The 15,747-nt window shown below is 41.1% G+C and carries 13 protein-coding genes and 1 pseudogene; 5 read left to right on the forward strand and 9 right to left on the reverse strand.

The genetic code is table 11. The features are described from left to right. Positions 1-75: 75 nt before the first annotated feature. Both Q7O55_RS03520 and Q7O55_RS03530 read left to right on the forward strand, forming a co-directional pair. Positions 76-852, forward strand: a complete 777-nt coding sequence (locus tag Q7O55_RS03520; protein WP_303928346.1) for a hypothetical protein — start codon at positions 76-78, stop codon at positions 850-852. A 14-nt stretch (positions 853-866) separates the two neighbouring features. Beyond that, a pseudogene (locus Q7O55_RS03530) lies at positions 867-2,175 on the forward strand (hypothetical protein). Between the two features lie 237 nt (positions 2,176-2,412). On the opposite strand, the gene Q7O55_RS03535 reads toward Q7O55_RS03530, so the two are convergent. Next, complete coding sequence (locus tag Q7O55_RS03535) at positions 2,413-3,780, reverse strand: NCS2 family permease (RefSeq protein WP_303928352.1); 1,368 nt, start codon at positions 3,778-3,780, stop codon at positions 2,413-2,415. 146 nt (positions 3,781-3,926) lie between these two features. On the opposite strand from Q7O55_RS03535, the gene Q7O55_RS03540 reads away from it, so the two are divergent. The 3 genes from Q7O55_RS03540 (at position 3,927) to aroD (ending at position 6,958) form a co-directional block, all read left to right on the forward strand. Then, on the forward strand, positions 3,927-4,346 hold the full coding sequence (locus Q7O55_RS03540; protein WP_303928354.1) for an Rrf2 family transcriptional regulator: 420 nt from the start codon (positions 3,927-3,929) through the stop codon (positions 4,344-4,346). Positions 4,347-4,607: 261 nt separating this feature from the next. Beyond that, the gene (locus Q7O55_RS03545; RefSeq protein WP_303928357.1) at positions 4,608-5,852 is read left to right on the forward strand and encodes an MFS transporter; all 1,245 of its coding nucleotides are present in this window, start codon (positions 4,608-4,610) and stop codon (positions 5,850-5,852) included. Between the two features lie 311 nt (positions 5,853-6,163). Next, positions 6,164-6,958 (forward strand): type I 3-dehydroquinate dehydratase, encoded by a 795-nt coding sequence (gene aroD / locus Q7O55_RS03550; RefSeq protein WP_008602292.1) that lies wholly within the window; start codon positions 6,164-6,166, stop codon positions 6,956-6,958. Between the two features lie 23 nt (positions 6,959-6,981). On the opposite strand, the gene Q7O55_RS03555 is transcribed toward aroD, so the two are convergent. The 8 genes from Q7O55_RS03555 to aroF all read right to left on the reverse strand — a co-directional run bounded on the left by Q7O55_RS03555 (position 6,982) and on the right by aroF (position 15,314). Further along, positions 6,982-7,272, reverse strand: coding sequence for a type II toxin-antitoxin system RelE/ParE family toxin (locus tag Q7O55_RS03555; protein ID WP_303928362.1), 291 nt, complete (start codon positions 7,270-7,272; stop codon positions 6,982-6,984). Further along, positions 7,269-7,892, reverse strand: coding sequence for a type II toxin-antitoxin system RelB/DinJ family antitoxin (locus Q7O55_RS03560; protein WP_303928365.1), 624 nt, complete (start codon positions 7,890-7,892; stop codon positions 7,269-7,271). Before Q7O55_RS03560 ends, Q7O55_RS03555 begins: the two co-directional genes overlap by 4 nt. A 339-nt stretch (positions 7,893-8,231) precedes the next feature. Then, on the reverse strand, positions 8,232-9,467 hold the full coding sequence (locus tag Q7O55_RS03565; protein WP_303928368.1) for a shikimate kinase: 1,236 nt from the start codon (positions 9,465-9,467) through the stop codon (positions 8,232-8,234). Positions 9,468-9,591: 124 nt separating this feature from the next. After that, a complete protein-coding gene (locus tag Q7O55_RS03570) occupies positions 9,592-10,731 on the reverse strand; it encodes a bifunctional chorismate mutase/prephenate dehydratase (protein ID WP_303928371.1) in 1,140 nt (379 codons plus the stop codon). Next, positions 10,718-11,812, reverse strand: a complete 1,095-nt coding sequence (gene aroC / locus Q7O55_RS03575) for a chorismate synthase (protein WP_303928374.1) — start codon at positions 11,810-11,812, stop codon at positions 10,718-10,720. Before aroC ends, Q7O55_RS03570 begins: the two co-directional genes overlap by 14 nt. Before the next feature lie 74 nt (positions 11,813-11,886). Further along, positions 11,887-13,155, reverse strand: coding sequence for a 3-phosphoshikimate 1-carboxyvinyltransferase (gene aroA, locus Q7O55_RS03580; RefSeq protein WP_303928377.1), 1,269 nt, complete (start codon positions 13,153-13,155; stop codon positions 11,887-11,889). Between the two features lie 18 nt (positions 13,156-13,173). After that, entirely contained in the window at positions 13,174-14,226 is a 1,053-nt protein-coding gene (gene aroB / locus Q7O55_RS03585) for a 3-dehydroquinate synthase (protein WP_303928380.1), read from the reverse strand. Positions 14,227-14,300: 74 nt separating this feature from the next. Next, on the reverse strand, positions 14,301-15,314 hold the full coding sequence (gene aroF / locus Q7O55_RS03590) for a 3-deoxy-7-phosphoheptulonate synthase (RefSeq protein WP_303928383.1): 1,014 nt from the start codon (positions 15,312-15,314) through the stop codon (positions 14,301-14,303). Positions 15,315-15,747: the final 433 nt, after the last annotated feature.

Raw genomic sequence — 15,747 nt, forward strand, 5'->3', positions numbered from 1 at the left:
ATGTTTTTGATATAAATAAGAAAATATATCATTATATGTGTAAAGTATATATCAAGTTTTTATAAAGGAGAGATTATGAAGAAGCTTCTATTTAAGTCCGTTTTATCTGCTATGGCTGTAGGATTATTGTGTGCAGGATATGTTTCAGCTGATGTTGTTAATGATTCAATATCTACCGATAATGTTGGCGTTTCCGCTGCCGTTACATTTGATATGCCTAGAGTTTATCCTGATTCAGCAATCAAAGCATTACCAAGAAAGACTTTATTAGAGTGGCCTATGAAAACGCAAGAAGGGGCTCGTAATTGGAAAGGAATAGTAGAAGCTGCACAGCAACTGCCGTATGAGGTCAAGGCGCCTAGCTATATACCTTATGGTTATCAGCTCTATACAGCGCGTCAAGATCAAAATGATGTATTAGAGGTTGTATATTATAAAAAAGGTGTGACTATCTATCGGGATGGGAAAAAATATATAGATAGTATTATGGCATATAGAATGGGATATTCCTTAGATACCGTAAGAGATATACCATATGTTCCATCTGAGTACGGCGATATTGAATGGTCTAAATCAGGTGATTCTGGTGATGTTTATTTTACAGGTAATCCTGAAACACATATGGTTCGCAGCATTTCGTGGACGAAGGATGGGATGGCTTATTCTCTATTCTTCTTAGAACGGGTGAAAGAGGCTGATGCGGAATTCTATAAAGAGCATGTAGTACCGTTGAAGAGTATTGATAGCTCCCGTTATGAACTAGTTGGTAACTATCCGACAACACCTAAAACAATTGAAGAAATAAAAGAGGAACATGTAGTGCCTATGAAAGCTAAGACTGGCGTGTTTTAGAGAGAGCAGAAAATATGAGATTAAAAATAACCAAATCATTATTAGCCATGGGAATATTAGCTACCGTGATAGGCAGCTTTGGAGTACAATCAGTTAGTGCGTTATCTCCTTTAGTGGATGAAAATGGACATACAGTTACCACTGATACAGTGGAAAAGAATAAAGAACTAATGAATCGCTATCGGTGGTATGATCAACTTGATAATGGTGATATCCTAGAGCGTAATATTGAGGCAACTACTAATTATTTTGGATATGATTTACAAATTCCATCTTACATGCCTGAAGATTATTGCAGTACGCGATGTAAAGTCAAGAGATCATGACGTATTAGAAATCGTGTATACGGAAACGGGCCATAATGGAGAATATGGTCAGAAATTAACCTTCTCTAATACAGATATTGTGTATCGTATGGGGTGGGCTATCGATACCGTGGTAAAGCCTATATTGGAAAAGACAAAATACGATGTTGATGATGCCGTTAGCTTTACTACCCCTAATGGAGTCCCTGTACATACTTTAGGCTCTAGCAACGACTCTGTTCAAATTGCTTACTGGGAAAAAGATAATAAAGTATATATGCTCTACTTTGCCTCTACAAGAAACCAAAACTTTGTAAGCAAAATTGTAGACTCTGTAGGGCTTCTTACTAACGTAGCCGCTGATAATACTCGATTACGTGGTGACCGAAATGATAAGCAAAATGTTAAACGAAGTAATGCGCAAAGTGTTAAACAAAATGGTGAACAAGATAGACCTCATTTTGAAACTATTGGTTTGCCACTGCGTACACATACGAATTCTGAGTGGCCTATACTTACGAGTAAATCCATCGGCTTACCTAGCGGTGTAATTGATGCATCTCGTAAGCTGTCCTATAACGTATCTGTACCAAGTTACTTGCCTCTTGGCTATACATACTATGCTACACATTTTTATGATAATGATGTATTAGAAACTGTATATTGGAAGGAAGGTCAAGAATATCAAGAACGCAGCGGGCGTTGGGTAAATCATACGATGGTCTTTCGCATGAGCTACTCTATGGATACGGTATGGCCTAAAGAATATGTTCCAACAGAATATCATGACGTACAGTGGATTGACTCTACCCCAACAGGTGATGTGCAGTATACAGGTGATGTAAATAATGGCTTAGTTCGCAGTATTACTTGGTACAAGGATAATATGGCATATTTCTTGTTCTTCCAAGTGCCAGTGAAAGCATCTGAAGCAGAGTTTTATAAAGATCATGTAGTACCATTAAAAGATATTGATCCAAGTCGTACAGACTTAATCGGTGTAAAAACAATTCGTTAATACTAAAGCCTAATAAGACTCTATAGCACGATTTGGTGATGCCATACGACGTTAGCGTTTAGTAAAAGAGTACATAATAAAAAGAACCTATTTCCTAGATATTAGAGTAATATCTTTGGAGATAGGTTCTTTTAGTGTATGTAATTTACATATATTTTGCTTTTAGGTATTAGTGATTTTATAGCTATCGAATATAAAGTAGCTTTCACTAATAGCATCATTATGGGGATACGTTAATTAGAAGAATACGTAGCGAATAATAACGAGAACCGCCAATACGTACATAATCCAGTTAACTTCTTTTGCACGGCCTGCAATGATTTTGAGTAGAGGGTATGCAATGAGACCTGCAGAGATACCGTTAGCGATGCTGTATGTGAACGGCATCAATACGATAACGAGGAATGCAGGGAAGCCTTCTGTCCAATCATCGAAGTCAATATTGCGAATAGCACCTAACATGAGGGCCCCAACGATTACGAGGATTGGGGAGGTTGCAGCATTTGGTACGAGCGTTACCAATGGAGCAACGAATAGGCAGATTAAGAATAATACGCCTGTTGTAACAGCTGTTAAACCAGTACGTCCACCAGCACCTACACCTGCCGCACTTTCAACGAAAGCAGTAATCGTAGAAGTACCGAGCAAGGCGCCAGCACTTACACCAAGAGCATCTACGGTCATGGCTTTCCCAAGACCTGGGAATTTACCAGATTTAGGATCTGCAATTTTCGCCTCTGTAGCAGTACCGATTAAAGTACCCATAGAGTCGAACAATTCTACGAAGGTGAAGGAGAAGATAATCGTAATTAAGCCCATGTGAAGAGCGCCAGGAATATCTAATTGAAGGAATGCCGCTTTAGAGAAATCAGGTACTGCCAATACAGTAAAGTTCTCAGGCATTGTGGAAAGGCCTGTGGCATAGGAAATTACAGTTGTCACTAAAACGCCAATCAAGAGTGATCCTTGAACTTTACGAGCCATCAATAAAGCCGTAAAGATGAGGCAGAATAGAGCTAACAATGTTTCGCCACTGTGCAAATTACCAAGCGTTAAGAGCGTCTCGGATGCAGGAGGTATTAAATTACCATGTGTCTGTACGACTTGACCTAAGGAGTTTGGAGACAAACTAATGGAGATGGCCATCAAGCCGGATAATTTCAAACCAATGATAGAAATGAAGAGACCGATACCAACGGTAATAGCAATCTTCATGGAGGCAGGGATGCCTTCAACAATCATTTGTCGCACCGACGTAAGTGTTAATACGAGGAATACGAGACCTGAAATGAATACCGCACCTAATGCTGTTTGCCAAGATACGCCCATACCGAGAACTACAGTAAAGGAGTAAAATGCCAAGAGGCCAACTCCTGGAGCGAGAGCAATTGGGTAGTTTACGAATAGACCCATAGCAATCGTCACAAGACCTCCACCTAAGGCTGTGGCAATGAGGACCGCATCCTTATCCATACCTGCAAGACTAAGAATGTTTGGCGCCAAGAATAGGATGTACGCCATCGTGATAAACGTAGTGACACCTGCTAAAATTTCTGTTTTAACGGTTGTACCACGCTCACTGAGTTGAAATAATTTATCTAACATTAGATAACATCCTCCCTATATGAAATTAAAATCATACCTAAATAAAGATATTTCGATATATGTATAGTGTATCATATTTCCCACCATTTTTTGTATGAATTTGTGATATACTATTAATATATTATGAATGATATAGAGGTTAACTTATGAAAATATCTACAAAGGGGCGTTATGCCTTACGGATATTGGCGGATATTGCAGAACACGGGGTAGAAAAAAATGTATCGATTCGTGAGATTGCAGAACGCCAAGGATTTTCCGATAAATACTTAGAGGGGATTGTTTCTCGTCTATCCTCCGCAGGTCTCGTTAAAAGTGGACGTGGCAAATACGGTGGATATCGATTGGTGAAGGATCCATCTGAATACAATGTATATGAAATTTTATATGCCGCAGAGGACTCCATTGCTCTCGTGTCTTGTTTAGAAGATGATGTAGAACCATGTCCTATGTTTAATGACTGCTTGACAGCTCCATTGTGGCAGTATTTACAAGATGAGTTCCGACATGTTATGGAACATGTTTCCTTGCAAGATGTAATGGATCATAAATTTCCTACGGAATAATTGATAGTCCGAAAACTTTAGTTTGAATGATCTTTGAGGATTACTACATTGTATACCTATATTTTAGGTATTTTTTATGGAAAGAGTCGCGTTTCGTATGCGGCTCTTCTTTATATATGAAATTAAAATGTAATAACATTTTATGAATAGTAACATAGATTGAAATCTAAGTAGGACTGTAATTTAAATGGAACTGTAATTAAAAGTGATTTATGTGTATATTAGTTTATCTAAACGATTTTATGTGGAAGGGAGGGTACTATGAGTACAAGTGTATATGATGCTCGCGGTGGCATGCGAAACGTATGGATTATTACGGCTAGTATGACTGTGCTAGCCATATGTTACACAATGATAATTCCTTTTCTCCCTATATATCTGTTGGAACTCGGTGTTCCTAAGGATGATGTAGCACTTTGGTCAGGCCTCGTCTTTGGTATTACCTTTCTTATCGCAGGCATTATGGCGCCAATTTGGGGTAAAATTGCGGATAACAAGGGCAAGAAACGGATGGCTCTACGAGCTGGTTTCGCGATTGCCGTTTGTTATGTCCTCATCGGTATGGTAACGGATCAGTACCAATTGTTGATGGGGCGTGCCTTGGTAGGTTTTGCCAACGGTTTCTATCCTGCGGCGATGACCATGGTTTCCCTGAGCGTTGATGAGAAACAGGTGGGCCGTGCCCTCGGCATATTCCAAACAGGTCTGATTTTAGGCAATGTCATCGGCCCATTTTTAGGTGGTGCCGTTGAAAGTGTCGTAGGTATGCGCCCTGTATTTTATATATCTGGTATAGCCGTATTCATTGCTACCTTGGCAGTATTGTTTCTTGTAAAAGAACCAATACTAGAAGTTGAAAATACAACGTCTAAGGAGCAGTCCAAACAGCCGGTAAAAGCTACATCCTTGCGAGAAGATTTTAAGTCGGTTCAAGAACAACCTGTATTAGTAAGACTTTTATGGATTTACTTCTTTATGCAATGTGTCATCATGATGCTACAGCCTATTTTGGCGCTTTATGTAGGTGATATGCAAGGCACTATGGAAGGGGCAGCCATCATCTCGGGTACAATCCTCAGTATCGGTGGTTTAGCCGGTTCTTTAACGACTAATCTATGGGTACGCCTCGGTGAGCGTCGTGGGCACTTTAGAACAATTTCCTACTGTATGCTTGGTAGTGGTGTTGTTCTTTTACTTCAAAGCTTACCAGTAGGTATCTGGTGGTTTGGTGTACTACAAGTATTAATTGGCTCTTGTATTGTAGGTATCAACCCATCTTTGAGTGCAGCTGTAACACTTAATACAGAACCATGCTTTAGAGGTCGCATGTTTGGTATGACGACGACGGCTCAACAATTTGGTTCCATGGTAGGTCCAGTGTTTGCAAGTATTGTATCTACCTATATTGGGATATCCTATGTATTTAGCATTACAGGTTTGCTATTACTCTATATGGGGTTCCAATCACGGAAACTATCCGTACAACATGATAAATATAGTGTATGAATTAGAGTCTAACAAGCTCCTTACTAATATATATTGGTAAGGAGCTTTTACTTTTTTATGCTATTTTTATAATACGAGGCTTTCAGATACAGACCGTTTATTGGTAAGAGGTCTTAATCTAGGGTATAAGAAAAAGTGATGTTAATCGTTAATCTAAGAATACTGTTTTAGTGCATAATAGTAGGCTTTCATACGTTTTTAGTGAATAGCAATCCAATATGGGCCGATTGATTGCTTTTACAAAAATATTGGTATATAGTTAGTTTAAGGTAAGTCACTAGTCTCACCGTGTGGGACAGAAAGGAGTTATTATGGTCCGTATCGGTCATACTGTACTCGGAGAAAAGGGTACAAAAATATGCGTGCCTATTGTGGGCACAACAATGAAAGAGATTCTGGATGCCACCGCGGTAGCATGTAATACACCGTGTCACGTAGTGGAGCTACGCATTGACTATTTCGAGCGGGCCCACTCCATTGATGCTATTATTGAACTATTAATGCTTATCAAGCCACAACTGAAAGGTCGTGGGTTGCTCTTTACATGGCGCACAAAAGGTGAAGGTGGGGAAAGAACGATTTCTACACAAGATTACTTTACAATGCTAGAGCGTTTGATTCCTACAGGATTGGTGGATGCTATTGATATTGAGCTGTTTTTTGATCAAGATAGAATGCTTAAAACGATAGAGTTTGCTAAGGTTCATGGAATCACTATTATCATGAGCAACCATGATTTCCACTGTACGCCGAGCCGTGAAGTCATTGTAAATCGACTCATTCAAATGAAAGAGTTCTTGGCCGATGTGCCAAAGATTGCCGTTATGCCTCACACAACTGGTGATGTATTAACGCTACTTGAAGCAACGGCTGAAGTGAAAGCTTTATATCCTTCGGATCCAATTATTACGATGGCAATGGGAGAACTAGGTGCTGTTACACGCACTGCAGGTGCTCTATTTGGAAATGCCATGACCTTTGCCTCTGCTGGTAAAGCATCGGCGCCAGGTCAAATCGATGTACATGCTTTAAAACGAATTCTAGATACCATCGATGTAGATGGTGTATTTGACGAACAACAACATAAACGCGTAAAAGTGCATTAAAAAGTCGGCGAGAGCCGACTTTTTTATATATTCATTCCCTGTGCCAATATTTTATTGATTATTACGCTTTTATCTTTTATGGAGTATAAGATAATATAATGTTTTGTCACCATTTTTCGAGAATAACATACACTATTACTAGATTTATATATTGGGTATCTATCGGGAAAAATATCAAGTGAAAAAACTGCATTTTTAATTTCAGCTTGATGGCGTAGAATCAGATTTGAGTCTTGACTGATATCTTTTAAATTTGTAATGATATTTCTAAGTTCTTTTTCAGCAAGTTTACTAAAGAAAACTTTATAGCTCATGAAAGGAGACCTTCTTTCTTTAGTTGCTCAAAAAGATCTTCGGCAGGAGTTAAGTTACCTTGCTCTATGTCTTTATATGCCAATTCTAGTAGCTGATCGATTTCTTCATTAGTAAGAAAATCTGCATTCATAGAGTCACAAGCTATTGGCTTGTTTACGGAACTAGGAATTGCTTTTAAAAACTGTATTTGTTTGGAGATTAGCGTAACTAATAATGACATGGTTAATCCCATTTCTTTTAGGATTGCTGTAGTAAGTGTTTTTACTTTAGGGTTAATGCGGATGTTAAGAACTCCTGTTTTATCAATTGTATCGAAAGCTACTTCTCCTTCATTTGGGGTTACATTTCCGTAGTTTCCATATCTATTGATAGTTTCTGAGGCTTTTAATGTAGTTTGTGGTTGTTCATAGGTGCCGTTGTTGAGTGTGCTTGGTGTAGGTGTTTCATCTATAGGTGCCGTTGGTAATGCAATGGCAAACGGAATGCGACGCTCTTTGATGATTTGGCGGAATAGTGCATCTAGCATAGAGGTGTATGATAGACCTTGTGCTTTTAATATGCTAGATACCTCTTGTTTTAAGTCCTCATTGATGCGAACTTGTAGATTTACAGTTTTCATAATGCCTCCTATTTATGGTCGTCACGTTAAGACTATTGCTTATAGAAATTAGTTCATTGTATTTTGAGGGTTCCATGGGGAAAGCTATTTTAAATTCTTTGTGTAATTACATTGTAATTGCGAAAGTGATTTTATACCAATATATATAATACATAGGGGACATAAAAAAGCAGTAGTTACCCTGAGGATAGCTACTGCTTTTCAGTTTATATCATTGATGTCATGATATGAGTTTTAGTTTTATCTAAGAATACAGATGTAAATGCTCTCACTTCTAAAAATGTAGAAGTCCTTACTTATACAGAGAAAACAATCTTATAAATACCGTTATATAAACTCTTACAATAAGTTTGCTTCGAAGTCTTCTAGTATAGCCGCTACTGTTTTTGGTGCATTGCGATTATGTTCTACGATGCATTGTGCAAAGCTTTCATACATTGGAGTGCGAGTTTCTTCGAGTTCACGTAAGCGCTCTATACCGCCACTAGAGAGAACACGACCAGAGGTAGATAGTTTTTCTACAGGCTGCGTTAATTGGTAAATACGACCATTCTGACGTAGATGTGCATAGTTTTTAGGTACTGTTACACAGCCGCCACCAGTGGAGATGACAAGGCCAGTTTCTGTGCCTAATTTTGCAATCATTTCTGCTTCTTTTTCACGGAATGCTGCTTCCCCTTGTTCCGTAATATATGTGGAGATGTTACCGATTTCTTTTTCTAGCTCTTGATCCACATCAAACCAAGTACGACCAGTTTCTTCAGCGATTGCTCTGCCTACTGTTGTTTTCCCAACACCAGGCATACCGATGAGGATGATATTTTCCTTTTCACGGCGCATATCTCGCAAGATTTGCTCGATTTCCTTGGTGTCAAAGTTTTCACCTTGGAAATGATTAGCTGCCTCAACGCCTTGTGCCACGAGGAAAGGTAGACCATCACAGTGTGGAATATCCATCATTTCTGCTTGTAAAAGTAAAACTGTACGACGTGGATTGTAGATGAGATCTACAACGCCTTCTAATTTGGAAAATTGCATAATATCTATCAGGCTAGCCGGATTATGTGGATACATCCCGATAGGAGTGCAGTTAATGATAATCTGCGTTGTTTCGTAGTAATTAGGTGCATCGGTATAGAGCGGAGTTATTTTACGGGATAGATGCGTGATGCTCTTAGCACCTAGATCTTCAAGAGCCACGTGAACGGTAGCCGAGGAGGCACCATCGCCAAGGATGATGCATTCTTTACCGGATACATCGATACTAGCGTGTTTTAGGGTGAATACAAATCCATCGTAGTCTGTATTGTAACCATGCCATTTGCCGTCTTTACGGACCATCGTGTTTACACAGCCAATGCGTTCCGCGCGAGGGTCAACTACATCGCAAGCCTCAAGGGCATTAACCTTGTAAGGGAAAGTAATATTAATACCTTGTAATTCTGGATTTGCGAAGAACTCTTGCAGTTGGCTCGGTTCTCGTTCAAATAATTCATAATTAGTATTTCCCAAAGCATTGTGGATGCGTGGGGAAAAGCTATGGCCCAACGTACGGCCAAGTAAACCAAATTTCATAGGACCTCCTAGGTCAATATACACAAAATGGCTAATAGGCTGTCACCTATTAGCCATTGGAGTTTTAAAACTATATCCATTGTACTATATATGCCATTAATAAGCACTACCATAGAGGAAAATATTAATTTTCAGGATAATTACCGAGCAAACGGAATTTATCTTGCGATGCGTGGAGCTCTGCCAATACGGAGAGTACTTTTGGATCTGCTAAGGATGCTTCCAAATCGAGGTAGAACAAGAATTCAAAGTTATGTCCTACGATAGGGCGGGACTCAAGTTTTGTAAGGTTCACACCGATGTTAGCAAATTTGGTGAGCAATGTACCAAGGCCCCCTGGAGCATGGCTTGCTGTCGTTACTACTGAGATTTTATTAGCTCCCGGGTATACGTGGAAGTCCTTACTAATACAGATAAAGCGCGTATAGTTGTTGTCGCTATTTTGGATGTTTCTTAGTAATGGAGACAAATTATATAGGTCTGCACATTGAGGTGCTGCGATAGCTGCCACACCTGGGTCATCACTAGCCGCTACGAGCTGTGCAGATCGAGCCGTGTTGTCATAGGAGCGTAATTCTACGCCTTCCAACTTATCTAGGAAGTGACTGCATTGGCCCAATGCTTGAGGGTGGGAAATTATGGTATGAATATCTTCTAGTTTTGTTCCTTTTTTCACGAGCAAGTCGTGAGATATCCAAAGACGCGTACCGCGAACGATATAGCATTTGCGCTCTTCTAATAGGTCATATACTTCTTTTACAGAACCATTGGAGCTGTTTTCAATAGGCAATACACCGAATTGACATTCCCCCGACTCTACGGCATCGAATACGGCACGGAAACCCGTTACATAATGGATTTGGCTGAGGGGTAATAATTTATCACACGCCATTTGTGCATTGCTGCCGAATACGCCGGCGCAAGCTACACTGCCCCGTTGAGGTGGTAAAGTAGGAGATTGCTCGATGGCTTTTTTCATTTTCAACGTGAATTCATTGTCTTGGAATAGTTGCTCAGATTGGTAGGTACGACTCAAGCTAAATAATGCTTCAAAAAAGCGGCGTGCATATAGATCGAGGTCTGGACCTGCATCTTTTGTTACCTTGTCGAGAATGTCGCGCTCTCGTTTGGCATCGTAAATGGCCTTATTCATTTCTTTTTTTGCAGCCGCTACGTCCTTGGAGAGTTCCATGCGCTCTTTGAAGAGGGCGAGCATTTGGTCGTTTATGTCGTTAATCTTAACGCGTACTTCATCTAAGTTCATGGTCAATATCTCCTAAGAAATCAAGAATGACAAGGGCCGTAACGGCTTCGATAACAGGTACAGCACGAAGTGCTATACATGGGTCGTGACGACCTTTAATGGTGAGTAATGTGTCCTCTTTTTGTGAAAGAGACACAGAATGTTGTTCCTTATAAATGGATGGAGTAGGCTTGATGCCCACTTGCATAATGAGGGGCAAGCCGTTGGTGATACCTCCTTGAATGCCACCGCTATTATTGGTAGTTGTTGTGATTATATCGCCGTCCATGGTGAAAGCATCGTTCATTTCAGATCCAAGTCCAGAACACATGTCGAAACCACCGCCAAAGGATACGCCTTTGATGGCAGGTACGCCAAAGATCACGCGAGCTAATCGGTTCTCGATGCCGTCAAAGTTTGGATTGCCAAGTCCGATTGGTAGACCTGTAGCCACAACCTCAACAATACCACCGGTAGAGTCGCCGTCTTTTTTTAGTTTCATGACCAAGTTTTCTACTTCAGAACGCTTGTCTGCATCGAGCATAGCAATTGGTTCTGTAGCAATTTCACAGAGTGCTTTCATATCTGGATGAACCATATCGATAGGGGCATCTTGAATTGTGCCCACTTGTTTTAAATGGCCGTGAATTTCGATGCCTTTTTCACGCAATAACTGTAGTGCAATGCCACCAGCTACGCAAAGAGGTGCTGTAAGACGTGCCGAGAAGTGGCCGCCACCGCGCATATCTACCTTGTCACCATAGCGCATGCGAGCCGTAAAGTCCGCATGAGATGGGCGAGGAATGTCGCGCAAGTTATTGTAATCACCGGAGTGCTGCGATGTATTGCGAATCATAAACGCCAATGGAGATCCACTGAGCATGCCATCTACCATACCTGATAAGAATTCAGGTATATCGGCTTCTTTACGTTGCGTTTGTAATTGGTTTTGACCTGGCGCACGGCGCTTTAAGAAGGCTTGTAGCTCGTCGATGTCGATGGTATGTCCACAAGGGAGGCCTTCCACGATACCACCGATGGCGTACCCATGAGACGCACCAAAGGTAGATACTTGTATGGTTTTACCGAAATTAGATGCCATTATATTTACTCCTACTTATAGTATGTATGACTAGTATTGTTATCTATTGAAACGCATTAGCTATGATTAGGCAGCTATATTGGTTGTGCATTGCCACCTAGTGTGTTCCAGTCCTCAAAGAAGTCTGGATAGGATTTTGTGATAGCTTCGCTATCTTTTAATGTCACAGGATTTTCACTAATGAGAGCCATCAATGTACCTGCCATAACAAGGCGATGGTCGTTAACACAATCGCCTTGTCCTCCTTTTAGTATACCACTACCGATGATATATAGGTCATCACCATCTTCGCGAATCGTGCCTCCTAAATCTCTGACGAGATTAGCAACGGCTTCGAGGCGATCGGATTCTTTCAAGCGTAGGCGCGCACCCTTAACAAAGGAGCTTTCACCTTGGATAGAGCAAGCGAGGGCGGCCATAACTGGCAACATATCGGGCATTTGTTCGAGGTCGGCATGGATTGGTTTTACTGCACGGCCTGTAATGGTTACGTTCATGCCATTCCATACCACATCACAACCGGCATCAATCATAACTTGCATGATGCGGCGGTCAGCTTGTACAGAATTCTTGTTCATACCCGTAATGGTAATAGGTTTGCCTGTCATAGCGGCGGCCACCATCCAAATGGCCGTGTTAGACCAATCCCCTTCGATTTGGTAATCGTTCTGTCCTTTGAAAGTAGCATTGGCCGCTACCGTAAAGGATTCTTGGACTGTGTCAGAGGCAGGTATATGATCGACTGTTACGCCGAAGTCTGCCATCGTTGTAGTCGTTAATGTTACATAGTCGCTAGATTGAAGTGGCGTAGTAGATGTAATTGTAGTGCCTCCACATTGTGGAGCTGCTAACAATAATCCAGAGAAAAACTGGCTACTCACATCGCCAACCATACCGAACTCTCCACCTTGGAGACGACCTGTCATAGTGAATGGTGGTTTATCTTGGGAGAATGTTACGCCGTGAGCTTTCATTTCACCGAGCATGGGTTCTAAAGGGCGATCTGGTAAACGCCCCTTTGCATCCACATCTACCTCATTACAAATGGAGGCTGCCACTGGTAATAAGAGGCGCAATGTGGTACCCGATTCATGGGGAACAACATTGCCTTTTTGGGGCGCAGGACCGGGTGTAACAGTGACAACTTTATTTTCATACATAACGTGTGCTCCTAAGCCTCGTAAGGAGTCCATAGTTGCATCGATGTCTTTAGAGGTGCGGCTCAGTAGGATGGTAGATGGTGAGCTGGCGAGAGCGGCACAAATCAGCGCACGGTGCGCATGAGCCTTTGCAGGGATGGACGCAATAGTCCCTGTAGGGATGGCGTTCGTTACGGAATGCATATAAATCTCCTTTATATCTCAGTCTAAATAGGTTGCAAGTTCCTCGTGTGTTACTACCTTGAGTTCGCTGTGACCATAGCTAGTAGGTACTACGATTTTAATGGTTGCTCCTTCGCTTTTTTTGTCGTGCTTAGCGGCAGCTAGAATCTCTTCTTTGCTTATTGTTGTTGTTGTTGGCAAATCGTGTGCTTTGATGAGGACCTTTAATTTCTCTAAAGCCTTCGCATCTAATTCTCCATGTTTGACAGCACCTTGTGCCATGAGCACCATACCAATGGCAACGGCATAGCCGTGATGCACTTCAAAGTGGCTCGCTTTTTCGATGCTGTGCCCAAAGGTATGACCGAGGTTTAAAAGGGCACGAACGCCAGACTCGCGTTCGTCTTGTTCTACGATATCCGCTTTTGCTTGTACGCAGCGCGCAATAACGCCACTTACACTACTGCGATGTTTAATTAGTGGTCTATTCTCGAGTTGAGTGAGTAAACCCGGTACGTCGAGGAAACCGTATTTGATAATTTCACCGCATCCATTAATCCATTCCATTTCAGGTAATGTATTGAGTGTAGCTGGATCACAGAGGACAAGGATAGGTTGTTTGAAAGCGCCCCATAGGTTTTTGCCGGCTTCCAGATTGACTGCTGTTTTACCACCTACAGAGGAGTCTACTGCGGCTAATAGGGATGTAGGAACTTGAACATAGTCGATACCACGTAAATAGGTCGCTGCCGCAAATCCTGCCATATCGCCTACAACACCGCCGCCAAGGGCGATGAGCAAGTCTTTGCGAGTCAATGATTGGGCCGCCATGTATTCTACTAAATCGATGAGTTGATGAGCATTTTTGGAGCTTTCACCAGCAGGGAAAACATAATCACAAACAGCATAACCCGCATGTTCCATATTAGCTTTCACAGAGTCCAAATAGTGAGGCGCCACGTTGCTATCGCTGACGATGATAACACGGCAATTTGATTTTAATGGTTTAATATAATCGGTGATGCGTTGTAAAGCGTCTTCCTCGATGACAACATCATACGGTGTAGATGCATTAATATGGATGCGAGTCATAACGGTTCCTTTCTTAAAAGAATAAGCTAGTATCTATTATAACGGATACTAGCTTATTTGTGTGATATGTAAGATTATTTAGTGCATTCTACCAATGCTTGGCGTAACGCGTTAATTTCTTTCATAAGGCTAGTGAATTGGTCTGGACGCAATGCTTGCGGACCGTCGCACAATGCTTTGGCTGGATCGTTGTGAACTTCAATCATAAGGCCGTCTGCACCGCCGCCTACGGATGCAAGTGAAAGCGGACGAACCATGCGGCTCATACCTGCTGCGTGGCTAGGGTCCATGATGATTGGCAAGTGAGATAATTCATGCATCATAGAAATTGCTGTTACATCTAAGGTATTGCGAGTCTTAGTTTCGAATGTGCGGATACCCCGTTCGCATAATACAATTTGTTCATTGCCTTCGGACATGATGTACTCAGCAGCCATCAACCATTCTTCGTATGTTGCAGATAAACCACGTTTTAAAAGAACTGGTTTATTTAATTTGCCCACTTCTTTTAAAAGCGTGAAGTTTTGCATGTTACGAGCACCGATTTGAAGCATATCTACATTATCAAAGTATTGTAATTGAGAGATATCCATAACCTCAGAAACGATAGGAAGACCTGTTTCTTTTTTAGCAAGCTCTAATAACTCTAAGCCTTCTGGGCCCATACCTTGGAAGGAGTATGGGGATGTACGAGGTTTGAAAGCGCCGCCACGAAGGATGGTAGCACCAGCTTCTTTACATGCTTTAGCAGTGGCTAATACTTGTTCAGGTGTTTCCACAGAGCAAGGACCGGCCATTACTGCGAAGTGACCACCACCGATGAGGACACCACCAACATTGATTATAGAATCATCTGGATGGAATTTACGGTTTGCTTTTTTGTATGGCTCTTGAATGCGAGTTACTTTATCTACGAAATCTAGAGACTCGATTTGACGGGCATCAAGAGATGCAGTATCACCGATAAGTCCTAGAATATTGTATCGAGTACCTTCTACTGGATGGATAACGAATCCTTGAGCCTCTAATTCACCGCGTAAACGGGATACTTCTTCCGCAGCTGCGTTTTGCTTCAATGTAATAATCATGATAATTCCTCCTTGTAACTACAGTGAATAGTAGGGCTGACCATACGGATAGCAAACAAAAAGGGCTACCCGTAATCTAATACGGGTAGCCCTTTTACTATTCTAAGCAACTAATGTTGAATAATCCTTAATTAGCGCATCACAAATAGTTCCTTACCCGTACGTTGGATAAAGAACCAATAAAAGTATTGCTTTGCTGTGAGGCTAATTTGGTTAGTCATCTTTGGTTGCTCCTTTCTAAAATGTTGAGTATAGTATAAACCCAAATGATAAAATTATGCAATACCTAAAAATGAATTTCATGGAAGTTTTAAAATATTTTTGATGCGGGAATTAATAGGAACTGAGAAGTTTTGTGGAATTAAGCGTATTTTTGATATAATAAAAATAAGAAGCTTTCATTGTTTATAGGGGATTTCGTAATACACATGAA

It is taken from the genome of Veillonella parvula (assembly GCF_945949885.1).
Taxonomy (GTDB): domain Bacteria; phylum Bacillota; class Negativicutes; order Veillonellales; family Veillonellaceae; genus Veillonella; species Veillonella parvula_B.

What these genes read in the sequence shown, in the direction of transcription:
- aroF (WP_303928383.1), bottom strand. Translation starts at nt 15,314, where the DNA reads ATGATTATTACATTGAAGCAAAACGCAGCTGCGGAAGAAGTATCCCGT.
- aroA (WP_303928377.1), bottom strand. Translation starts at nt 13,155, where the DNA reads ATGCATTCCGTAACGAACGCCATCCCTACAGGGACTATTGCGTCCATC.
- Q7O55_RS03560 (WP_303928365.1), bottom strand. Translation starts at nt 7,892, where the DNA reads ATGAAAACTGTAAATCTACAAGTTCGCATCAATGAGGACTTAAAACAA.
- Q7O55_RS03535 (WP_303928352.1), bottom strand. Translation starts at nt 3,780, where the DNA reads ATGTTAGATAAATTATTTCAACTCAGTGAGCGTGGTACAACCGTTAAA.
- Q7O55_RS03570 (WP_303928371.1), bottom strand. Translation starts at nt 10,731, where the DNA reads ATGAACTTAGATGAAGTACGCGTTAAGATTAACGACATAAACGACCAA.
- Q7O55_RS03565 (WP_303928368.1), bottom strand. Translation starts at nt 9,467, where the DNA reads ATGAAATTTGGTTTACTTGGCCGTACGTTGGGCCATAGCTTTTCCCCA.
- Q7O55_RS03555 (WP_303928362.1), bottom strand. Translation starts at nt 7,272, where the DNA reads ATGAGCTATAAAGTTTTCTTTAGTAAACTTGCTGAAAAAGAACTTAGA.
- Q7O55_RS03545 (WP_303928357.1), top strand. Translation starts at nt 4,608, where the DNA reads ATGAGTACAAGTGTATATGATGCTCGCGGTGGCATGCGAAACGTATGG.
- aroD (WP_008602292.1), top strand. Translation starts at nt 6,164, where the DNA reads ATGGTCCGTATCGGTCATACTGTACTCGGAGAAAAGGGTACAAAAATA.
- Q7O55_RS03520 (WP_303928346.1), top strand. Translation starts at nt 76, where the DNA reads ATGAAGAAGCTTCTATTTAAGTCCGTTTTATCTGCTATGGCTGTAGGA.
- Q7O55_RS03540 (WP_303928354.1), top strand. Translation starts at nt 3,927, where the DNA reads ATGAAAATATCTACAAAGGGGCGTTATGCCTTACGGATATTGGCGGAT.
- aroB (WP_303928380.1), bottom strand. Translation starts at nt 14,226, where the DNA reads ATGACTCGCATCCATATTAATGCATCTACACCGTATGATGTTGTCATC.
- aroC (WP_303928374.1), bottom strand. Translation starts at nt 11,812, where the DNA reads ATGGCATCTAATTTCGGTAAAACCATACAAGTATCTACCTTTGGTGCG.